This window comes from Synechococcus sp. H55.8 (genome assembly GCF_047462375.1).
Taxonomy (GTDB): Bacteria; Cyanobacteriota; Cyanobacteriia; order Thermostichales; family Thermostichaceae; genus Thermostichus.
Genome location: NZ_JANSJC010000024.1, coordinates 20,480 through 42,416, shown reverse-complemented (window position 1 = coordinate 42,416; position 21,937 = coordinate 20,480). Strand labels below are relative to the sequence as shown.

Genomic DNA, 21,937 nt, shown 5'->3' with positions numbered 1-21,937 from the left:
AGGGGGACAGGAGCGCGAATTCTATACCTGCCTGTGTATGCGCCGGAATTGAATCCTATTGAGATGATGTGGTCGGTTTTGAAGCATTTTATTCGGCAGTTTTCCAGAGTTGGGAAGTATAGCCTGGAGCAGATAGTGCAGACTTCTTTACTACTGATTAATCCATCCTGCTTCCGAAGTTGGTTTGCTAAGTGTTGCTACTGTACCCCTTGATTCTTTAACAGGCTGTGCAAGGCAGCAAGAGCAGGGGTAAAGGTGGTGGTGCTGCCTGCCTACAGCTCGCAGACTTGTCACCGGTGTTTGTGGATTGGCCAGCGGGAAGGGAAGCGTTTTCGTTGTGTGAACCCGGCCTGTGGCTGGGAAGGGGATGCAGATTTGAACGGTGCCAACGTCATTGCACTTTTGGTGGCTGCCATAAACCAGCCTGGAGGTCCGTGGTTGGCTTGCCAACTGCAGGGCTACTGTTCGCGTCAGCGGCGCGTAGCGCTAAAACCCCACCCGCCTATGCGGTGGGGTAGTTTATCGATAGCAGGGAGGGCACTGCTGAACCTTGGCAGGGCAACTGGCTGGACTAGTCAGCCGCGGGATCCCTGCGAAGGTGGGTGGACAAGTCGGGGCAAGTCTCCAAGCTGGCCGCCCACTCACCAATGAGGGCGTTGACCCAGTGGGGCAGCTCGTCGTGAGCACAGTGGCCTACCCCTGGCAGCTTCACCAACGTAAGAGCCGGCTGCCAGCGCTTGAATTGGTCTGCCAAAAAGCTGGGCACCGCCGGATCTTCTTGGCCCCAGAGGAGCAAAATCGGCATTTTGAGGGTGGGCAGCAGGCGCTTGGGGCTGTCGAAGCGGCGGCAAAGGATGGCCCTCAGGCTATCCAAAAACACGTGGGCTGCCCCCGGCTCAAAGGCTGGCCTCTGGAAGATCTGCACCAGCTCGTCGTCCACCTGCTCGTCTCGCTTGTAGACATTTTTGATCCAGGCCCGCAGCACCTCGGTTTGTCGCAGCCAGTTAAACAAATGGGGATAGGTGAGCGGGCAGCCCAAAACAGCCAGGATCCCTTCGCAAAGGGCTTGAACCAGGGCATCCCAAGGAGAGGGCAATTCTTCCGGGTGAGGCCCATCGGCACAACTGATCAAGCACAAACCCTTCACCATCTGGGGATAGCGGGCAGCAGCAATGACCCCCACCAGGCCCCCAATGGAATGGCCTACCAAGAGGCTGGGCTGCTGGATGTGAGTTCGCCAAAACTCGTACACCTGCTCTACCCACAGGTCAACGCTGTAGGCGATCTCCGGCTTGGCGCTTTTCCCAAATCCCAGCAAGTCAAGGGCATAGACGGAGCGTTGGGATCCCAAGGGAACAATGTTATGGCGCCAATGGCCCACCGAGGCTCCCAAGCCATGGATCAAGATGGCCGGAGCCGCCGTCAAGTTCACCTGGCCCTTGGAGGTTTGGGCGCGACTGGGGGTGTAGGTGAAATGGATAGACCAGCCACGCCAGAGCCAGGTTTGGGAATGGCCATAGCGAGGGAGCACGGCAAGGGGATCCCTGTTGCCGACCGAAGAGGGGGGCGGCGCGAGGGGAGGGGAGCTTGCCCCGCCGACAGCAGCAGAGGGAGAAAAGTTGGGTTCAGGCAAGGGAGGAGCGTGTGACAACAACAGGCCCATCTCCACCAGCATAGACCGATCTTAGCGGCTGCTTCGGGGCGTCTAGAGTGGAACTAAAGGGGCGTCTCTCTCAGATAACCCTTTTGAGCACAGCTTTTCTGGACCTTCTGCACGACTTTCCCCGAACAAGACCGCCCGCGTCAGCAGGACGTAGAAAACCCCCCGGCCTGACCATGGCTCCGCCTGTGGATCCCACGATGGCTGAGATGATGGATGAGACAGCTTGGATAGACCCCATTACGGCGGCCAGCTTTCGCCAGATCGACCAAGAGATCGGCCCCCACCCGTGGCAAGGAATCCCCTACGAGATCGTGCGCCGCGCCATCCACGCCACCGCCGATTTTGAGCTGCGGGATCGCTTTGTGTTTAGCCCCACGGCGGTCGAGGTGGGGCTGGCGGCCCTGCGGCAGCAAAGGCCCGTGGTGGTGGATGTGAGGATGGTGGCTGCCGGGATCCAAGCTGGCCTTGAGGCGCAGGGGATCCCGCTCTATTGCGCTTTGGACTGGGTGGAAGACCCCCCCGCGGCAGGGCAAACCCGCACTGCCCAGGGGATGATCCAGGTGGCCCGCCGCTACCCGGAAGCCATCTTTGTTGTCGGCAATGCGCCCACGGCGCTGCTGGCGCTGGTGGAAGAGATTCGGGCAGAGCGGATCCGGCCCAGCCTGGTGATCGGGGTGCCGGTGGGCTTTGTGGCCGTGGAGGAGGCCAAACAGGCATTGGCACAAACGGATGTCCCCCAGATTCGGGTGGAGGGCCGCAAAGGCGGATCCCCGGTGGCCGCTGCCATCGTCAATGCTCTGCTGCTGGCCGCCCGCCGGGATCCCATTCCCAACTGACTAGAATTGGAACGACATCTTCAGACCTTTCCCATGACCCCCGAACAAGAGGAGTGGCTGATCCGCAACCTTCAGCTCCAACAAGAACAGCTTCAAGAGCTGCGGGCCGAACAGCAGCGGGCTGCCGAGCGCTTTGAGGCCCAGATGACGGAAATGCGGCAGGCCTTTACAGCCCAGATCGCCGAGATCCGAGCTGAGCAGCAGCGGGCCGCCGAGCGCTTTGAGGCCCAGATGACGGAAATGCGGCAGGCCTTTACAGCCCAGATCGCCGAGATCCGAGCCGAGCAGCAGCGGGCCGCCGAGCGTTTCTCCGCCGAGATCGCCGAGATCCGAGCTGAGCGGCAACAAGCTGCCGAGCGCTTTGAGGCCCAGATGGCTGCAATGCGAGCCGAGCGGCAGGCCATCGAAGCCCAGCTCCAGACCGAAATCCAGGAGATCCGGGCGTTAATTCAGCACAACCAGGAGCGGATTCGCCAGAACGAAGAGCGGGGAGATGAGCTGGAGAGGGCCATCCAGGAGTCTCGCCGCGATATGCAGGCCGGGTTTGCCGAGCTGAGGGAAGCGCAAGCCATGATGATGGAGCAATTTCGGGAGCGGGATGGCCGCCTGATCGAGGCTCATCTGGGCTTTATTCGGGAAATGCGGGAGATGCAGCGGGAAGTAGCGGAGCTGCGCCTGGATTTTCTCAACCACATGCGCCAGTACCACCCGCCTGTCGAACGCTAGATGGCGAGCCGGTTGCCTCAGCTTGCGGTCGTAGGGGTAGCTGGAGATGGCTCGGTGGCCTCTTGGGCGATTCCCCCCCTCTCCCAAGCGCAAACCCTGGCCGGGCCCCCCAGCCTGCTGCAGCACTTTGCCGACCATCCGGCTCGCCAGATCCGGCTTACTGGATCGGTGGAAAGTTGGATCCCGCTTTTGCAAAAGGAGCTGGCACAGGGATCCCTGGTTTTATTGGCCAGCGGGGATCCCCTGTTTTTTGGGATTGGGCGCCTGCTGACCCAGTATTTCCCGGCGGAGCAACTGGCTTTTTACCCCCAAGTCAGCTCGGTGCAGTTGGCCCTCAACCGCCTGCAGATCCCCTGGCAGGAGGCCACCATTCTCAGTCTGCACGGGCGGGGAATGGAGCCGTTGGAACCCGCTCTCAAACAGGGATCCCCTGTGATTGTGGTGCTTACCGACCCAGAGCACACGCCAGCCAGCTTGGCCCAGTTCATTGCCGACCTGCAGTTGCCGGTGCGCTACCAGGGCTGGGTATGCAGCCAACTGGGATCCCCCCACGAGCAGATCCTGCCTCTGCAGGAAGGTGAGAACTCCGCTTTCCCCAGCCCCAATCTGGTGGTGTTGCGCCGCGTTGACCCGGAACCGGATCCCCGCCGCTGGCCCCTAGTCGGGATCCCCGACGATCAGTTCCACACCTTTCCCGACCAGCCCGGCCTGATCACCAAGCAACCCATCCGCCTGCTCACCCTGGGGGCCTTGCAATTGCCGCGGCAGGGAGTGGTGTGGGATGTCGGGGCCGGCACCGGCTCCGTGGCCGTAGAGATCGCCCGCCTCTCCCCCCAGCTCCAGGTCTATGCCGTTGAGCGCAACGCCATGGGTATTTGTCTCATCCGGCGCAACCGCCAACGCTTCGGCCTGGAGAACCTGCACGTGATCCCCGGGGCAGCGCCCCAGGTGCTGGCCGACTTGCCGGATCCGGATCGGGTGTTGCTGGGGGGAGGCGGCAAAGGGATCCGCGATCTGCTGCCGGTGGTGGCGGCCCGCCTGCAGCCTGAGGGGATCTTGGTGGTCAACTTTGCCACCCTGGAAACCTGCAGCGAAACCCTGCAATGGCTGCGCTCGCAGGGCTGGCAGGTGCGGCTAGAACACATCCAGATCTCCCGCTCCACAGCCCTGGCAGAAGGCACCCGCTTCGCCCCCCTTAACCCCGTTTACCTGCTGCAGGGGATCCCTTCAACTTTGCAATCTCGCTGAACCCCCTCCTTTGGGGTGGGGGGTGAGAGAAAAATTACCCCTCATCCTCCTCGTCGGTGGTGAACCCGGGTCGGTACAGATAGGAGGGGCGATTGGTCTTCTTAATTTGGTCTTTGAGGGATTCTAGGTCGATGTAGCGATCTGCCAAGTTGATCAGTTGGTCGCTGGTCATGGAACGCAAGCTGACCACCTCCACCCGTGCCCCTTGGTAGCTGACGGCATTGACCGCGTAGGCCAAATCCCCATCGCCGCTCACCAGCACTGCCGTCTCGTACCAACGCACCAGCGACAACATGTCCACAGCAATTTCCACATCTAGGTTGGCCCGCTTGGATCCATCGGGCAGTTGGGTCAGCTCTTTGGTAACCACGCGGTAGCCGTTGCGACGCATCCAGAGCAAAAACCCCTGCTGCTTTTCGTTGTTGCGATCGACGCCGGTGTAGAAAAAAGAGCGCAGAAGGGGAGAACGGCCGGTTAGCGTCTTCAGCAGGCGGGTGTAGTCGATCTCAATGCCCAGTTGCAGAGCGGCATAGAACAGATTGGATCCGTCGATGAAGATGGCCACACGACCACGGTTGTCCTGCAACGGATCCGAAGGCTGAAAGCCGGGATCGGGGTCAAGACGCAACATTCGGCTTTTCTTCTCCAAGTGGTTTTGGCAAAGGGATAGAAAAAGGTAAGGTATTAAAGGATATATGAACAAGGCATCGGCAAAAAAAGGCCCTGGCCGGGGAGATACGTCATTTACCCTAGCGCAGGAAACACCCCACCCCTGGAAGACTTCCAAAATCCTAAAGAAAAAATACTTATCGGAGAGCTCTTGCGAATGACAGGCCAACAGGGGGCGCTGCCCTATCGTTTCCCGACCTCCCTGCACAGAGGGGTGTTGCGCAGCCGCTACAAGCGCTTCTTTGCCGAGGTGGAGCTGGAAAATGGGCAACAGGTAACCGCTCACTGCCCCAACACCGGGCCGATGACGGGGGTTTGCCAGGTAGGGGCACCTGTGTACCTCTCCCATCACCCCGATCCCAAGCGCAAATTGGCCTACACCTGGGAGATGATCCAGGTGGAAGGAGTGTGGGTGGGGATCAACACCGGCCTGCCCAATCGCCTGGTGGAATGGGGGCTGGAACAAGGGTGGTTTCCCCAGTTGGCGGGGTTTTCTCGTTGGCAACGGGAAGTGACCTGCGGCAGGAGCAAAATCGACTTCCTGCTGATAGGAGACTCTGGCTTGGCCTACCTAGAGGTTAAAAATACCACCTGGGCCGTGGGATCCCGCGCCCTCTTCCCGGATACGGTGACGACTCGCGGGCAAAAACACCTGGAAGATTTGATTGAGATCCGCCGGCAAGGGCAGCGGGCTCTGCTGCTGTACTGGATCAACCGTGCCGATTGCACCGAGTTCGCCCCTGGCGCAGAACGGGATCCCCGCTATGCCCATCTGTTTCGCCAGGCGCTGCAGGCGGGGGTCGAGGTGTTGCCCTACCGGATCGCGGTCTCGCCCCAGGGGATCCATCCCCTGGGTTTGGCCAAAATGGTGGCCTGAGCGTTGTCTTGGGAACCTGCTGCTATGCAAGTGGCCACCTGGAATGTCAACTCCATTCGCACCCGGTTGCCGCAAGTTTTGGCTTGGCTAGACAAGCAGGGATCCCTGGATGTGCTCTGCTTGCAGGAGACCAAGGTGGTGGATGAGGACTTTCCCCGCGCCCCCTTTGAGGAGCGAGGCTTTCATGTGGAGGTGTACGGGCAAAAGTCCTACAACGGCGTGGCCGTAATTAGCCGGGAGGTGCCGGAGAAGGTGGAGCGGGGGTTTGGCGCGCTGCTGTCGGCGGCTGCAGACCTGGACGAGCAAAAGCGGCTGATCGGTGCCCTCTACCACGGGATCCGCATTCTCAACCTCTACGTGCCCAACGGCGAGGCGGTGGGATCCGACAAGTACGCCTACAAGTTGCGCTGGCTGGCCACGCTGAAGGACTACCTGGCCGTTGCCCTCAGCCAAGGGGATCCCATCTTGCTCTGTGGGGACTTTAACATTGCCCTGGAAGACCGCGATATCTACGATCCCCAAAAGGCCGGAGAAATCATGGCCTCGGAGCCAGAACGGCAGGCCCTGCGGGAGATCCTGGCTTTGGGGTTTGAGGATGCCTTTCGCAAGTTTAACCCGGATCCCGGACATTTTAGCTGGTGGGACTACCGGGCCGGAGGGTTTCAGAAGAATCGCGGCTGGCGCATCGACCACCTCTACCTTTCTCCCCCGCTCCAGGACAAGGCCACTGCCTGCTGGATCGACGTCGAGCCGCGGCGGCTACAAAAGCCCAGCGACCATGCCCCTGTGGTTGTGGAGCTGGCGGTCTGAAATCCCCAGGCCGCTCCCTTGCCAATCTTTTCTCGAGACAAGAGCGGCTATCTACGCTAGGCTGGTAGATGTTAACGAATGTATCGGGCTACCGCCATGGCGCTCTTTGGTTTTGGCAAACTGAGCAAGAAGCTGACCTTGCCCACGCCGGAAGAGGCTTTGCCGGGCCGCTCCGAGCCAATGGCAATCGTTAACCGGCACTACGTCAAGGGCACGCCCCTAAAGCCCCCTTTTCCCGAGGGCATGGAGCTGGCCCTGTTCGGCATGGGCTGCTTTTGGGGAGCGGAGCGCAAGTTTTGGCAGTTGCCCGGGGTGTTCACCACTGCCGTGGGCTACGCTGGCGGGTATACCCCCAACCCCACCTATGAGGAGGTTTGCACCGGTTTGACTGGCCACAACGAGGTGGTGCGGGTGGTTTACGATCCCAGCCAGATTAGCTACCTGCAGCTTTTGAAGGTGTTTTGGGAAAACCACGATCCCACCCAAGGGATGCGCCAGGGCAATGATGTGGGCACCCAGTATCGCTCCGGCATCTACGTCTATTCCCCGGCACAACGGGAGCTGGCGGAAAAAACCCGCGATCTCTACCAGCAGGCTCTGAGCGCCCACGGCTACGGCCAAATCACCACTGAGATCCTGGACGCCCCAGAGTTCTACTACGCCGAAGACTACCACCAGCAGTACCTGGCCAAAAACCCACGCGGCTACTGCGGCCTGGGGGGCACCCAGGTTTGTCTGCCCGAGATCCTCACCGAGTCTGTCTAAGCCACACCCTGGCCGATGGCGGTCATGGCTGCCCTCACCCCCGGCCCCTCTCCCTCAGGGAGAGGGGGGTTAGAGCGTTGATTGCAAGGATCCCAAAAGATGTCTAGAAGATGCGGCGGGAAGGGGATCCCCGCTCCAGCAGCTCCTTGGCCACCAGGGTTACCACCGCCAGCAAGGAGAGCACCACTGCCGCCGCATAGGCCGAGCCCGTGGCATAGCTGCGGTAGGCATCTTCCACAAATAAGGGAAGGGTCTGGGTGCGGCCAATGATGTTGCCAGAGACCACCGCGACAGCGCCGAACTCCCCCATGGCGCGGGCATTGGTCAGGATGACCCCGTACAGGAGTCCCCAGCGGATGTTGGGTAGGGTGATGCGCCAGAAGATCTGCCAGGAATTGGCCCCCAGGGTTTTGGCGGCTTCTTCTTCCTCGCTGCCGGCCTCTTCCAACACCGGCAGTACCTCCCGCACCACAAAAGGGAGCGTGATGAAAGCCGTGGCCAGCACAATGCCCGGAAAGGCAAAGATGACCCGCAGGTTCCAGGATCCCAGCCAACCCTGACGGCCAAAGAGGAGCACCAGCATCAGGCCGGCCACCACCGGGGAAATGGAAAAGGGCAGATCGATCAAGCTGAGCAGCAAAGCCCGCCCCGGAAAACGGCGGCGAGCCAAGGCCAAGGCGGCGCAGAGGCCAAAAAAAGTATTGAGGGGAACAACAACCAGCGCCGTCAGCACCGTCAATCGGAGGGCGCTGAGCAGCTCCCGCTCGGTCAGGTGCTGGAGAAAAGCTGGGATCCCTTCTCGAAACGCCTGATAAAAGATGTTCACCACCGGGATCCCAAGCAGCAGGGCGATGTAGAGCCCGACAATGCCGATCAACAGGCCCGACAGCCAAGGGTTTGTCGATGGCTCCGGTTGGACACCCGCTATCCCGTCAGGTTTCATGGCGACTTCCCCAGGCTTGCAGAAGGTTAATCACCACCAGCGACAAGAACGAGATCCCCAGCATCGCCGTCCCGATCACCGTTGCCCCGGCATAGTCGTACTGTTCCAGCCGCTGGATCACCAGCACTGCCGCGATGAGATCCCGGAAGGGGATGCTAGAGGCGATGATAACAATGGAGCCATATTCACCCACAGCACGGGAAAACCCTAGGGCCACGCCGGTCAACACGGCGGGCAAAATCTGGGGCAGCACCACCCGCCAGAAGGTCTGCCAGCGGGAGGCGCCCAAGCTCCAGGCCGCCTCTTCCACATCTCGTTCCAGCTCCTGCAGCACCGGCTGTACCGTCCGCACCACAAAGGGAAAAGAGATAAACAGCATCGCCACCCCCACCCCCAGCCGGGTAAAGGCAATGCGGATCCCCAAGGGGGCCAAAAGGGATCCAATCCAGCCGTTGCTGCTGTAAACGGTTGCCAGGGTGAGGCCGGCCACAGCCGTGGGCAGGGCAAAGGGCAGATCGATCAACCCCTCGAGGAGCTTTTTGCCGGGGAAGGCGTAGCGCACCAACACCCAAGCCGTCAGGGTGCCCATTACGCCGTTAACCAAAGCCGCCAGCAGCGCGGTTACAAAAGTAACCTCATAGGCGGAGAGGGCCACCGGATCCGTCGCGATCCGCCAGAACTCCGCCCAGCCGACGCTGCTGGACTTGGCGATCAAGGCCGCCAGCGGCAAGGCCAACATCAGGAAGAGATAGCCCAAGCTCAGCCGCCACGGCCAAGACAGTTGAAACCCGGCTTGCTGCAACTTTCCTCAAGCTCCCAGCGACATCGGACTCCGTCCCGCCATTGCCAGCGGGGTCATGGCAGTTTTCTTATCGTTTTTTTTGAGGGGAAAGGCCTTGACCACCTTGGGGCGGACATAGACCTGCTGCCCCACCTGCAGCGGCTGGCTGGCATATTGCTCGCGGCTGAGGTGGGCCCACAGGGATCCGCCATCGCTGAGAATCAGCTCCGCCTGGATCTCCCGCCCCAGGTGGATGATCTCTTTGACCCAAGCCGAGACGCCGCTGCTATTGGGGTTGACCTCGATCTGCACATCGTGGGGGCGCAAGAAGAGCTGGTGCGGGCCCGCCTGGGCCTCGGGAAGCTGGCAAGATAACAGGGAGCGGGGAGAGAGCTCGTTGACCGGGCCGATGAAGCTCATGACAAAGGGAGTGGCCGGGTGATCGTAGATCTCGGCAGGGGATCCCACCTGTTCGATCCGCCCCTGGTTCATGACCACGATCTGGTCGGCCACCTCCATGGCTTCCTCTTGGTCGTGGGTGACCAAGACGGTGGTGACGTGTACCTCGTCGTGCAGGCGCCGCAGCCACTGGCGCAGCTCCTTGCGCACTCTGGCATCCAGCGCCCCAAAGGGCTCATCCAGGAGCAACACCTGCGGCTCCACCGCCAAGGCGCGGGCCAGAGCCACCCGCTGCCGCTGTCCCCCCGAAAGCTGTGAGGGGTAGCGATCCCCAAACCCTGATAGTTGCACCAGCTCCAGCAGCTCGTCCACCCGTGCCCGGATCTCAGCCCGCGAAGCTTTGCGGATCTCCAGGCCAAAGGCAATGTTCTGCCGCACCGTCATGTGCTTGAACAGGGCGTAGTGCTGGAAGACAAAGCCGACGTTGCGCTCCTGGACGCTGGCATGGGTGGCATCCCGCCCGGTGAGGAAAATCCGCCCCGTGTCCGGCTTTTCTAGGCCGGCAATCAGGCGCAAGAGGGTAGATTTGCCGGAACCCGACGGCCCCAACAGGGCAACCAGGGATCCCGTGGGAATGGTGAGATCCGTAGGGTGGAGAGCCTGAAACTGCCCAAAACGCTTCGATACCCCTGCAATGGTGATGCCCATAGGTTCTGCCTAGCTAAGGGTTGGCCGGATGGCGCTGCCTATCCCTGAGGAGGTAGGGAGCCTCTAATCTACGGTAAACCTGTCAACAAACCGTTGATACTGCTCCCAGGATACCTTGAATGGGGATGCAAAACAAGGGAGGCTCCCTACAACCCAGCTTGGATGCGGTCAAACACAGCCCCATCGGCAAAGAAGCGGTTTTGGATTGCTTCCCAGCCGCCCAGGTCGGCAACGGTTACCAGCTTCTCAATGGGAGGGTACCGCTGGGCAAACTCTTGCGCCACCGTCGGCTCCACCGGACGGAAACCCACCTCGGCAAAGGCCCGCTGCGCTTCTGGAGTAAACAGGTAGTTCACAAAGGCTTCGGCCACGGCGCGGGTTCCTTTTCGCTCCACCGTGGCATCCACCACGGCTACGGGGTTGTCGATGGAAATGTTGGGATCCGGCACCACGTAGGGCAAGGGCTGGCCGCGCAGGCCGGCCAGGATCACCTCCTGTTCGTAGGTGAGCAGGGCATCCCCCTGCCCTTTTTGGAAAAAGACATCGGTGGCTTCCCGCGAGTCCCGCGGCAGGACGCGGACATTTTTGTAGACCTGGGTGGTGAAGGCCAGGGCCTGAGGTTCAGGGACAGCACTCCAGAGGGCCAAAAAGTTCCAGCGGGCGCCCCCTGAGGTTTTGGGGTTGGCGGTAACCACCTGCAAGCCAGGCCGGGCCAGGTCCAGCCAAGAGTGGATAGCGTGGGGGTTGCCCTGCCGCGTGACGATCACCACCACCGAGCGGGTAACGATCCCTTGGTTGGGCGTGCGGCTTTCCCAGTCCGGTCGAACGAGACCGGCAGCCACAATGCGCTCCACATCCAGGCCCAGGGCCAGAGCCACCACATCGGCATCCAGCCCGTCAATGACCGCCCGCGCTTGTGTGGCCGAGCCGGCGTAGCTGCTTTCTACGCGCACCCGTTGGCCGGTCTGGGCCAGCCAGTGGGCCTCAAAGGCAGGGATGATCTGCCGGTAGGCATCGCGGGTCACCGCAAAAGAAGCTAGGAGAATCCTCACTTCCCCTTGGGATCCCACCCCACAGCCGCCCAGCCCCAGCAGAAGTCCCAGGAGCAGGGATCCCACCGCCAGCCACCGCCCCACTTTCCCAAACCAGACCACCGCGACAGGTGAGGGGATCCCCAATGGGTTCCCTGCTGTCCCTTCCATGTTCACCCCTATCCCCAAAAACTTCTCCACTTCTGTGTCCCTCACCCCCGGCCCCTCTCCCAAAGGGAAATTGCCCAAGCGCTCCGCGCCGCTCACGCGACCACCCCCAGCCCCTCTCCCAAAGGGAGAGGGGAGCTGAAGGGCTTTGCAACCCGTGAGGCTGGCTGCCGCTCTTCACATTCTACGGTAAGCCGGTCGGCAAACCGTTTTTAGGGCCAGGGATCCCTAGGCAGGGCAGGGGGTGGGGAGCGCCGCATCGGCAGCAAGATCCAGCGTGGCCCTGAGGAGGCCGGGATCCTCTGAAGAGGGGAGCAACTGGAACCCCAAGCGCCTGCAGAGGCGGCGCATGCCCTCGTTTTCGCTGAGCACCTCGCCGGTGAGGCGCCGGATCCCTTCGCAGCGGGCCACCTGAATCAGGCGGGTCAGCAGCTCCGTGCCGATCCCCTGTCTTTGGTAGGGATCCGCCACCAACAGGGCAAACTCGGCTTCTTCGGGAAGGCCGTGTTTTTTGGAGAGGCGGCTGATGCCGAGGATTGTAGCTTCTGGCTCCTGTTTTTCCGCCACCAGGGCGATCTCGCGGTCGTAGTCGTTAAAGCAGATGCGAACCAAGCGCTCGTGGGCGATGCGGGCGCTGTATTTGATGGGGTGGAAGTAGCGCAGGTAGATGCTGTAGTCGGAGACGTGGCGGTGAAACTGGATCACCAGCGGCTCGTCTTCGGGACGGATGGGGCGGATGGTGATGCCCTCGCGGAAGGGCCAAGTGTACTGGCTGGGGTAGGGGCGGATGGCCAACGGCACGGGTGGTTCTTGCTCCGAGCGCAAAATGACGCGGGCATCCAAAGCCAGCAGTTGCTCGCCCGAGGCCAGCAGGGGGTTGATGTCGATCTCTTGGATCTGCCGCTGTTCGGCCACCAGTTGGCTGAAGCGCACCAAGAGCTGTTCCAGCGCTTCCAGATTGACGGCTCGGCGCCCCCGCACCCCCTTGAGGGCCTTGTAGATGAGGGTATTCTCCATCAGGCGGCGCGCCAAGGTGGTGTTGAGGGGGGGAAGGCCAATGGCGCGATCCTGGAACACCTCCACCAACTGGCCGCCGCTGCCAAACAGCAACACCGGCCCAAACTGGGGATCCTCGCTGCTGCCCAGGATCAGCTCGTAGCCGTCGGTGCGGATCATCGGCTGCACCGTCACCCCTTGGAAGTGCTCTGGCCCTGCTTTCTCACTGACGTTGCGGCGAATCTGGGCGAAGGCCCGCCGCACCGCTTCGGCATCGGGCAGGTTGAGCTGCACACCGCCCACGTCGCTCTTGTGGGTGAGGGTGTGGGAGTAGAGCTTCAGCACCACCGGGTAGCCCATTTCTGCGGCGGCCTCTACCGCTGCTTCCGGGCTATTGGCCACCCGCGTGGGCACCACCGGGATCCCGTAGGCGGCCAGGATCTCCTTGGACTCGACCTCGGTTAAGAGCCGGCGACCTTGCTGCCGGGCTTGGCCGAGGATGGGTTGCACCCTCTCGCGCTCGACCGCTGTTGCAGGGAGCAGAGTGGGAGTTTCGTAGAGGGCCTTGAGGTTGTCGCTAAAGCGCCACAGATAGCTGAACACCCGTGCCGCCTGATCCGGATAGCGGTAGGTGGGGATCCCCGCTTGGTTAAGGATCTGCTCGCCGGCATCCACCAAGTCTCCCCCCATCCAACTGGCCAGGATGGGCTGCCGGGAGCCGCTGCGCCGCCAGGTCTCCACCACCTTGGCAGCAGTGGCGGTGGGATCCGTCATCGCCTGGGGGGTGAGGATCACCAAACAGCCCTGGCTGGCGGGATCCCGCAGCACGATCTCCAGCGCCTGGGCAAAGCGCTCCGGCCCGGCATCGCCCAAAATATCAATGGGATTGCCGTGGCTCCAGTGGGGCGGCAGGATGGAGTTAAGCTGCTCCAGGGTTTGGGGAGAGAGCTGGGCCAGGGATCCCCCGGCGCGGATGAGGGTGTCGGTGGCCAGCACCCCCGGTCCGCCGGCATTGGTGAGGATGCTGAGGTGGGGGCCCTGCGGGCGGGGCTGTTTGGCCAGCACCTCCGCCATGTCGAAGAGATCTTCGATGTGATCCACCCGCAGCACACCGCAGCGGCGGAAGGCTGCATCCAAAACCGCGTCGCTGCCGGTGAGGGATCCCGTGTGGGAAGCTGCCGCCTGGGCCGCCGCCTGGGTACGCCCCGCCTTGATGACAATAATGGGCTTGCTCAGCGCCACCTCGCGGGCCGCCGACACAAACGACCGCGCGTCCCCAATCGACTCCATGTAGAGGACAATGCTGTGGGTATGGGGATCCTCGCCCAGATAGTCGATGAGATCCCCCCAGCCCACATCCAGCATGGATCCCAGGGAGATGAAGGCGCTAAAGCCGACATTTTCCCGCAGGCTCCAGTCCAGGATCGAGGTGCAGAGCGCCCCGCTTTGGCTGATAAACCCCACGTTGCCGGGTCGGGCCATCTGGGCAGCAAAGGTGGCATTGAGGCCGGTGTGGGGATTTTGGATCCCCAGGCAGTTGGGACCAATGAGGCGCAGCTTGCCGCGGGCAGCCTCTTGGATGGCCTTTTCCAGCTCCAGCCCCTCCGGGCCAATTTCCTTAAAGCCTGCCGAGAGGACAATGGCCCCCTTGACGCCGGCCTCGACGCATTCTTGAATAACCGCCGGCACCCCGGCTGCCGGGATGGCGATGATGGCCAGATCCACCGGCTCCGGCAGAGCAGAGAGCCGCTCGTAGGCCCGGATGCCCAACACCTGGTGCCGCTTGGGGTTGACCGGGTAGACCGTGCCGCCAAAGGGGTGGCTGATCAGGTTCCAGAGCACCGTGCGCCCCACACTGCCCTCGCGCTCTGTTGCCCCCACCACCGCCACCGAGCGAGGCAGAAAAATGGGATCTAAGGGGTGGGATCTGGCCTTCCAGATGTCCAGGCTGGGATCGGGGCGGTGCAGCGTAGCCATAGCCGTTGCAAGGAGGGAAGGGAGAAGTACGTTTTGGCGGGGAGGAAGGCCGACCTTAAACCAGAGCCGGCTCCGGCTGGTGGTAGAGGGCAGCCTCCACCCGGCAGCCCCGATAGGCCAAGACGTACAGCTCCTTCATATCCTGAATGAGGGGGTAGCGGGGGTTGGCGCCGGTGCATTGGTCATCAAAAGCCTGCTCCGCCATCGCTTCCAGACGGTCGTAAAAGGCCTGCTCGCTCTCGCTGAGGGCCTCGCGAATGCTGGCCGGGATCCCCAGCTTCCGCTTCAGCTCCTCGATGGCCTCGATAAGGCGCATGACCTTTTCCTCATCATTGGCTCCCCCCAACTGCAGGTAATCGGCAATTTCGGCATAGCGGTGCTTGGCGTTGGGATAGCGGTATTGGGGAAAGATGGCCTGCTTGAAGGGGGCGTCGGTGGCGTTGTAGCGGATGACGTGGGTAATCATCAGGGCATTGGCCAGGCCGTGGGGCAGGTGGAAGGTGGATCCCAGCTTGTGGGCCAAAGAGTGGCACACCCCCAAAAAGGCGTTGGCAAAGGCCATGCCGGCAAGGGTGGCGGCGTAGTGGACTTTTTCCCGCGCTTCTGGATCCTCAGCTCCCTTCTCGTAGGCCCGCGGCAGGTAGGTCATCAGCAGCTTAATTGCCTGCAGCGCCAGCCCGTCGGTAAACTCGCTGGCCATCACCGAGACATAGGCTTCCAAGGCGTGGGTGAGGGCATCGATGCCGCCGTAAGCCGTCAGCTTCTTGGGCATCTTCAGGGTGAGATCCGGATCGACAATGGCCATGCTGGGGGTGAGGGCGTAGTCGGCCAGGGGGTACTTGATCCCCACCCGGTCATCGGTCACCACCGCAAAGGGCGTTACCTCGGATCCCGTCCCGGAAGTGGTGGGGATGCAGACCAGTTGGGCTTTTTGCCCCAGCGGCGGCAGCTCGTAGACCCGCTTGCGGATGTCCATAAAGCGCGTTGCCAGGCCTTCAAACTCCACCTGGGGCTGCTCGTACATCAGCCACATCACCTTGGCCGCATCCATCGGGGATCCGCCGCCCACGGCGATGATGACATCCGGCTGAAACTGGCGCAACTGCTCCAGGCCGCGGTTGACGTTGCTGAGGGTGGGATCCGGCTCCACCTCGTGGTAGACATCCCAGTTCACGTGCAGCTCGTCCAAAACCTGGGTAACCGGCTGCAGCACACCCAGCTCGAAGAGGGGCTTATCGGTCACCAAAAAAGCCCGTTTTTTGCCGGCCAACTCCCGCAGCGCCACCGGTAGACATCCCGGCTTGAAGTAGATCTTGGGCGGCACCCGGAACCAGAGCATATTTTCCCGCCGGTAGGCCACGGTTTTAATGTTGAGCAGGTGGCGCGGCCCCACATTGTCGGAGACCGAGTTGCCCCCCCACGTGCCACAGCCCAAAGTTAACGAGGGATCCAGCCTAAAGTTGTAGAGATCCCCAATCGCCCCCTGGGAAGAGGGGGTGTTGATCAGCACCCGCGCTGTTTGGAGGGCATGCTCAAAGTAGGCAATATCGTCCTGGTTGGCCGGATCGGTATACAAAACAGAGGTGTGGCCCCGCCCACCGAAATTGACCAGTTGGACAGCAACATCGACGGCGCTGTGGAAATCCTTGGCACGGTAGAAGGCCAAAACAGGGGCCAATTTTTCGTAGGAAAACGGCTCTTCGGGCCCCACCTTGTCCACTTCCCCAATCAGCAGCTTGGTGCCTTCGGGTACCTGGATCCCGGCTAGAGCGGCAATGGTCTGCACCGATTGGCCGACAATAGCTGGATTGAGACGGCCATCCCTGAGGAGGATGCGGCGCACCGCTTGCGTTTGTTCCGGATCCAAAAAGTAGGCCCCTTGATGACAAAATTCCGCCTTCACCTGCTCATAAACGGCCTCCACCACAATCACCGCCTGTTCCGAGGCGCAGATCATGCCGTTGTCAAAAGTTTTGCTGAGCAAGATTGAACTGACGGCCATGGGAATGTCGGCACTGGTGTCGATGACCGCCGGCGTGTTGCCCGCCCCCACGCCCAGCGAGGGGTGGCCGGAGGAATAGGCCGCCTTGACCATGCCGGGGCCGCCGGTGGCCAGGATCAATTTCACCTCCGGATGCTGCATCAAAGCCTGAGAAAGCTCAATCGTGGGCTCGTCAATCCAGCCAATCAAGCCCACAGGCGCGCCTGCCGCCTCAGCCGCCTCTTTGACCACTTTGGCCGCAGCGATGGTGCATCGTTTGGCGCGGGGGTGAGGCGCAAAAATGATGGCGTTGCGGGTTTTCAGAGTGATGAGGGCTTTGAAAACCGTTGTCGAAGTGGGGTTGGTGACCGGCACAATGCCTGCCAAAAGCCCCACCGGCTCAGCAATGCGCTCGTAGCCAAAGCTCTCGTCCCGCTCAATGACGCCACAGGTTTTCTCGTGTTTGTACTTGTTGTAAATGTATTCAGAGGCAAAGTGATTTTTGATCACCTTGTCTTCCACAATGCCCATGCCGGTCTCCTCTACGGCCAACTTGGCCAAGGGGATCCGCTCGTTGTTGGCCGCCAGGGCAGCTTTGTGAAAGATTCGATCCACCTGCTCCTGGGTGAAGGTGGCATACTCAGCCTGGGCAGCTTTCACCTGCTGGATTAAAGCTTCCAGTTCCTCGAGATTGGTAACAGGCATAGGTGGATCCCTCCAAAATCACATCCATACGGGTTAAGAGTTGAGGCAACCATTAGAAATTGCTGGAAAACTCCATAGGCTCACTGGCTGGCTAAGCGCCCACAGGTGCGGGAACCTGGATCTCGGTGGTCATTTTTGGGGGATGGGTGAGGGTGTTGTGGATGATGCAAGCGTCGACAGCTTTTTCTAGGCCCTTTTGCTGCCTTTCGTCGAGCGGGATCCCCGTCTGAACGCGAATGCAAATGTTGTCTAAGCGGCTGGGGTGCTCAACTTTATCTGCAGTAACAACCACTTCCAGCCCTCGAGGATCCAACTGCCGCGCTTCCAGATACTTGACGGCATAAAAGCCAACACAAGCACCCAAAGAGGCCAAAAACCACTCCGGCGGCGTCATTCCCTGATCTTGGCCGTGGTTGTCCAAGGGCTGATCGCTGAGGATGCGATGGCCGCGGCTTTCGGCTTGAAATTGAACGCCATTCTGGTAGGTTACGCGCACTTCCACTGGGGATCCCTCCTCTATTTTTCCATCTGCCAGAGTTGACCAGCTCCTAGCCTATAAGTTCAACCTAGCGCTACTTTAGGGGCAGCCTAAGAATTTTAGAGATGACTTTGGGATCAAGCTGATGCAAATGGGGATTGACTCTGTTTTTGTTACTGTTGCTACGGCAATAAACTAAGTCTTAGCAGCCATTAAACCGCCACCAATCCCCGCTCGCGAAAGATTTGCAAAGCGTGGTTGATCTGTTCCGGGGTGGGCGGCTGGACATCGCTGAGGGTGTAGGGCAGTCCCAACTGCTGCCATTTGTATTCCCCCATCTTGTGAAAGGGCAAAACCTCCACCCGCTCCACGTTGGATAGAGTGGCCACAAACTCAGCCAAGCCCTTGATGTTTTCCTCAGGATCTGTTAGTCCAGGAACGAGAACAAAACGAATCCAGGTGGGCTTGTGAATCTGATCCAAATAGCGAGCCAGATCGAGAGTGGGCTGCAGCGAAACGCCGGTAACTTTGCGATAGAGCTCCGGCAGATAGGACTTGATATCGAGCAACACCAAATCCGTATGGGCCAAAACCGGCTTGGCCACTCCCAAGGGCGCGTAGCCGGAAGTGTCCAGCGCCGTGTGCAAGTCCAGCTCGTGGCAGCGGCGGAAAATCTCGGCCACAAAGTTGGGTTGCATTAACGGTTCCCCCCCGCTGGCCGTGACTCCCCCACCCTTGAGGTAGTAATTGCGGCAGCGCTGGATCTCCGCCATGAGGGAGTCCACCGTCACCACCTGGCCGGCATTGGGATCCCGACAGTCGGGATTGTGGCAGTACAGACAGCGCAGAGGACAGCCCTGTAGGAAGATGACAAAGCGGATCCCTGGCCCATCCACCGTGCCACAGGTCTCGACCGAGTGAATGCGGCCGGTTATCGGCGTCAAGGGGTTGAGCGGGGTATCCATACTTCTATCCTCAATGGCTTTTGCAAAATATCAACTAATCTTGAGGTTTTCTTCCCAATTGCTGGCCATGTTATGCACATCACGGTTTTCTTCCTTATGAAATCTGGACTTTACCCAGACTGTGTTTTTCTTAACGGTTGAAAACCAGTGGAAAGATCTCCTACTGGGAGACCTCCGCCGAGAGGTTGTGCAGGCGATGGGCTTTGGGATCAAAGCCCGCCGGGAAATGGGTATAGGCATCGCAATCGGCGTGATCCAGCAAAGCCCCTTCCAAGAGGGCACCGCGGAAATTGCTGCCAAAAAGCAGACATCCCCGCAGGTCGGCTCCCGATAGGTTGGCGCCGCTGCAATCGGCAAAGCTGAGATCGCACCCCCGCAGGTTGGCGCCTGCCAGGTTGGCGCCGCTGAAATCGGCATAGCGCAGGTCGGCACCGGCTAGGTGGATCCCTTGTAGGTCGGCCTGGGGCAGCTCGATCTCCTGGAAATCTCGCCGTCCCGCCGCGTAGTCTCTAACCAAATCCCCAACGCTATAGTTCATTGAACCTCCTTGCTTGGGGAGGGGGGATCCTTTGCTTTCACCCGGCTAGGGGCAGCCTTCCGGGATCCCCCGCCCCCTCGTTTAGAAGTGTTGATGGAAGGTGCGGTTAATCACATCCAGTTGCTGCTCGCGGGTAAGCTTGATGAAGTTCACTGCGTAGCCGGAAACCCGGATGGTGAGCTGCGGGTAGAGCTCTGGGTGCTCCATGGCCTGCAGCAGGGTCTCGCGGTTGAGGACATTCACGTTGAGGTGAAAGCCGCCATCCCGCATGTAGCCGTCCAGCAGCCCCACCAGGTTGGCAACCCGCTCCTCAGCCGTGCGACCCAGGGCCGCCGGCACGATGGAGAAGGTGTTGGAGATGCCATCCAGCGCGTCGTCGTAGGGCAGCTTGGCCACGGAAGCCAGCGACGCCACCGCTCCCTTGGTGTCGCGGCCATGCATGGGGTTGGCCCCCGGCGCAAAGGGCTCGCCAGCCCGCCGCCCATCGGGGGTGTTGCCGGTTTTCTTGCCGTAGACCACGTTGGAGGTGATGGTGAGAATGGACTGGGTGGGAATGGCGTTGCGGTAGGTTTTGTGCTTGCGCAGCTCCGCCATGAAGGTCTGCACCAATTGCACCGCAATCTGGTCAACCCGGTCGTCGTTGTTGCCGTATTTGGGGAAGTCGCCCTCCACCGCGTAGTCCACCACCAAGCCGCGCTCGTCCCGAATCGCCCGCACCCGCGCGTACTGGATGGCCGAGAGGGAATCCGCCACCACCGATAAGCCAGCCAGGCCAAAGGCCATCGTGCGCAGGATATCCCGGTCGTGCAGGGCCATCTCCAGGCGCTCGTAGCAGTACTTGTCGTGCATGTAGTGGATGATGTTCATGGTGTTGACGTAGGTCTTGGCCAGCCAGGCCATCATCTGCACCAGGCGCGGCCACACCTCGTCGTACTCCAACACCTCAGAGGTGATGGGGGCATAGGCCGGGGCCACCTGCTCACCGGAGATCTCATCCCGACCGCCATTGATGGCATAGAGTAGGCACTTGGCCAGGTTTACCCGCGCCCCAAAAAACTGCATCTGCTTGCCAATGCGCATGGCCGATACGCAGCAGGCGATGCCGTAGTCATCCCCCCAGTAGGGGCGCATCAGGTCGTCGTTTTCGTACTGGATGGAGCTGGTTTCGATGGAGACCTTGGCGCAGTAGCGCTTGAAGGCTTCCGGCAGCCGCTCCGACCAGAGCACCGTTAGGTTGGGCTCCGGCGCCGGCCCCAGGTTGTAGAGGGTGTGCAGCATGCGGAAGCTGGTCTTGGTGACCAGAGGTCGCCCATCCAGCCCCATGCCGCCAATGCACTCAGTTACCCAGGTGGGATCGCCGCTGAAGAGCTCGTTGTACTCCGGCGTGCGCAAAAACCTGACCATGCGCAGCTTCATGACAAAGTGGTCGATGAGCTCCTGGGCCTCTTCTTCGGTGAGGATCCCGGCCTGCAGATCCCGCTCGATGTAGATGTCTAGGAACGTGGAGACCCGCCCCAGGGACATGGCGGCGCCGTTTTGCTCTTTGACCGCTGCCAGGTAGGCTAGGTACAGCCACTGGATGGCTTCGCGGGCGTTGGCTGCCGGACGGCCCAGGTCAAAGCCGTAGCTGGCCCCCATTTCCTTGAGCTCGTGCAGGGCTTTGATCTGCTCTGAGAGCTCCTCCCGCAGGCGGATGGTCTCTTCATCCATCGTGTCCAGGTCGAGGCTGGCTTTTTGCGCCTCCTTGTCTTCAATCAGCCGATCCACCCCGTAGAGAGGTACCCGCCGGTAATCACCGATGATGCGGCCCCGCCCATAGGCGTCCGGCAAGCCGGTGATGATGCCAGAGCGGCGGCAGCGGCGCATCTCCTCCGTGTAGGCGTCGAAGACCCCGTCATTGTGGGTCTTGCGGTATTTGGTAAAGATCTCCTTAACCTTTGGATCCAGCTCGTAGCCGTAGGCCTTGAGGGCCGTCTCTACCAGGCGGATGCCGCCAAAGGGCAGGATGGCCCGCTTCAGGGGCTTGTCTGTCTGCAGACCTACAATTTGCTCCAGCTCCCGGTCGATATAGCCCGGCGGGTGGCTGGTGATGCTGGAAGGAAGGTCGGTGTCGGCATCCAAAACCCCCCGCTCCCGCTCCAGCGCCATCAAATCCTTAACCTTGGCCCACAGCCGTTGGGTGCGCTCGGTGGCCGGCGCCAAAAAGCTTTCATCCCCGGTGTAGGGAGTGTAATTGCGCTGAATAAAATCTCGGACATCGATGCAGCGCTGCCACTGCCCCGGCAGAAAATCTCTCGCAACTGCTTGATCAGATACTTTGCGTTCTGTATTTTTTTCGGCCTTCGATTCTGTAGACAAAGCTACAGAACGCTGCGCGCTCGCTATCATAACAATCCTCCCAACTATGACGCCTGACAACTCCGCCAATAGGCTGACAATAGGGCAAGGCGGCGCCCCAGCAACTGCCAAAAGCTACAACAATCTTTGCAAAAGAGAGGGCCTGGTGACTGACTTGAGGGAGAGCTTTTAGCAACTCTGCTGTTTCTTTTTTTGGATGTTGGCCATACACCTCGCCCACTTCAATTTTAGTCCTTTGCCCTGCGAAGATGTTTTTGTGGGCGCATTTTTAAGCGTGTTTTTAATGTTGTCTTAAGGGTTTGCTGGAAAGGGTTT

General features: G+C 60.7%; 19 protein-coding genes and 1 pseudogene. 8 read left to right on the top strand and 12 right to left on the bottom strand.

From position 1 onward, the window contains the following. Both NW862_RS10445 and NW862_RS10440 read left to right on the top strand, forming a co-directional pair. Window positions 1-213 (top strand): transposase (locus NW862_RS10445; protein ID WP_414336911.1); only part of this gene is annotated, 213 nt, incomplete at its 5' end. 18 nt (window positions 214-231) lie between these two features. Beyond that, a pseudogene (locus NW862_RS10440) lies at window positions 232-462 on the top strand (zinc ribbon domain-containing protein); the annotation flags it as partial. Window positions 463-571: 109 nt separating this feature from the next. Here the strand turns inward: NW862_RS10440 and NW862_RS10435 are convergent. Further along, window positions 572-1,675: an alpha/beta fold hydrolase gene (locus NW862_RS10435; RefSeq protein WP_414427158.1), complete on the bottom strand. Its 1,104-nt coding sequence runs from the start codon at window positions 1,673-1,675 to the stop codon at window positions 572-574. Window positions 1,676-1,869: 194 nt separating this feature from the next. On the opposite strand from NW862_RS10435, the gene NW862_RS10430 reads away from it, so the two are divergent. The 3 genes from NW862_RS10430 to cbiE are packed head-to-tail and all read left to right on the top strand — an operon-like array spanning window position 1,870 to window position 4,473. Then, window positions 1,870-2,499 carry a cobalt-precorrin-8X methylmutase gene (locus NW862_RS10430; RefSeq protein WP_414335343.1) on the top strand — a complete coding sequence of 210 codons (630 nt, stop codon included), beginning with the start codon at window positions 1,870-1,872 and terminating at the stop codon, window positions 2,497-2,499. A 33-nt stretch (window positions 2,500-2,532) separates the two neighbouring features. Continuing rightward, window positions 2,533-3,225 (top strand): hypothetical protein, encoded by a 693-nt coding sequence (locus NW862_RS10425; RefSeq protein ID WP_414427157.1) that lies wholly within the window; start codon window positions 2,533-2,535, stop codon window positions 3,223-3,225. After that, the gene (cbiE, locus tag NW862_RS10420) at window positions 3,226-4,473 is read left to right on the top strand and encodes a precorrin-6y C5,15-methyltransferase (decarboxylating) subunit CbiE (RefSeq protein WP_414427156.1); all 1,248 of its coding nucleotides are present in this window, start codon (window positions 3,226-3,228) and stop codon (window positions 4,471-4,473) included. It abuts the gene before it with no gap. Window positions 4,474-4,507: 34 nt separating this feature from the next. Here the strand turns inward: cbiE and NW862_RS10415 are convergent, their stop codons facing one another. Next, complete coding sequence (locus tag NW862_RS10415) at window positions 4,508-5,104, bottom strand: NYN domain-containing protein (protein ID WP_414335330.1); 597 nt, start codon at window positions 5,102-5,104, stop codon at window positions 4,508-4,510. Between the two features lie 195 nt (window positions 5,105-5,299). Between NW862_RS10415 and sfsA the strand changes: the two genes are divergently transcribed. The 3 genes from sfsA (at window position 5,300) to msrA (ending at window position 7,594) form a co-directional block, all read left to right on the top strand. Next, window positions 5,300-6,019, top strand: a complete 720-nt coding sequence (sfsA, locus tag NW862_RS10410) for a DNA/RNA nuclease SfsA (protein WP_414335331.1) — start codon at window positions 5,300-5,302, stop codon at window positions 6,017-6,019. Between the two features lie 24 nt (window positions 6,020-6,043). Next, the gene (xth, locus tag NW862_RS10405) at window positions 6,044-6,829 is read left to right on the top strand and encodes an exodeoxyribonuclease III (RefSeq protein ID WP_414335333.1); all 786 of its coding nucleotides are present in this window, start codon (window positions 6,044-6,046) and stop codon (window positions 6,827-6,829) included. A gap of 96 nt (window positions 6,830-6,925) precedes the next feature. After that, complete coding sequence (msrA, locus tag NW862_RS10400) at window positions 6,926-7,594, top strand: peptide-methionine (S)-S-oxide reductase MsrA (RefSeq protein ID WP_414335345.1); 669 nt, start codon at window positions 6,926-6,928, stop codon at window positions 7,592-7,594. 103 nt (window positions 7,595-7,697) lie between these two features. Here msrA and cysW read toward each other — a convergent pair whose 3' ends face one another. The 10 genes from cysW to pflB all read right to left on the bottom strand — a co-directional run bounded on the left by cysW (window position 7,698) and on the right by pflB (window position 21,652). Then, window positions 7,698-8,537, bottom strand: a complete 840-nt coding sequence (cysW, locus tag NW862_RS10395; protein WP_414335334.1) for a sulfate ABC transporter permease subunit CysW — start codon at window positions 8,535-8,537, stop codon at window positions 7,698-7,700. Next, window positions 8,527-9,339: a sulfate ABC transporter permease subunit CysT gene (gene cysT / locus NW862_RS10390; RefSeq protein WP_414335336.1), complete on the bottom strand. Its 813-nt coding sequence runs from the start codon at window positions 9,337-9,339 to the stop codon at window positions 8,527-8,529. Before cysT ends, cysW begins: the two co-directional genes overlap by 11 nt. Window positions 9,340-9,345: 6 nt before the next feature. Next, window positions 9,346-10,425, bottom strand: coding sequence for a sulfate/molybdate ABC transporter ATP-binding protein (locus tag NW862_RS10385; protein WP_414349293.1), 1,080 nt, complete (start codon window positions 10,423-10,425; stop codon window positions 9,346-9,348). Between the two features lie 146 nt (window positions 10,426-10,571). Then, a complete protein-coding gene (locus NW862_RS10380; protein WP_414427155.1) occupies window positions 10,572-11,723 on the bottom strand; it encodes a sulfate ABC transporter substrate-binding protein in 1,152 nt (383 codons plus the stop codon). A gap of 129 nt (window positions 11,724-11,852) precedes the next feature. After that, entirely contained in the window at window positions 11,853-14,597 is a 2,745-nt protein-coding gene (locus NW862_RS10375) for a GNAT family N-acetyltransferase (RefSeq protein ID WP_414427154.1), read from the bottom strand. Between the two features lie 55 nt (window positions 14,598-14,652). Further along, entirely contained in the window at window positions 14,653-17,283 is a 2,631-nt protein-coding gene (adhE, locus tag NW862_RS10370; protein ID WP_414427153.1) for a bifunctional acetaldehyde-CoA/alcohol dehydrogenase, read from the bottom strand. Between the two features lie 91 nt (window positions 17,284-17,374). Continuing rightward, window positions 17,375-17,785, bottom strand: a complete 411-nt coding sequence (locus NW862_RS10365) for an OsmC family protein (RefSeq protein WP_414335832.1) — start codon at window positions 17,783-17,785, stop codon at window positions 17,375-17,377. Window positions 17,786-17,973: 188 nt separating this feature from the next. Further along, the gene (gene pflA / locus NW862_RS10360; protein WP_011429382.1) at window positions 17,974-18,726 is read right to left on the bottom strand and encodes a pyruvate formate-lyase-activating protein; all 753 of its coding nucleotides are present in this window, start codon (window positions 18,724-18,726) and stop codon (window positions 17,974-17,976) included. Between the two features lie 160 nt (window positions 18,727-18,886). Then, a complete protein-coding gene (locus NW862_RS10355) occupies window positions 18,887-19,264 on the bottom strand; it encodes a pentapeptide repeat-containing protein (RefSeq protein WP_414336223.1) in 378 nt (125 codons plus the stop codon). Between the two features lie 81 nt (window positions 19,265-19,345). Further along, on the bottom strand, window positions 19,346-21,652 hold the full coding sequence (gene pflB, locus NW862_RS10350; RefSeq protein WP_414427152.1) for a formate C-acetyltransferase: 2,307 nt from the start codon (window positions 21,650-21,652) through the stop codon (window positions 19,346-19,348). Window positions 21,653-21,937: the final 285 nt, after the last annotated feature.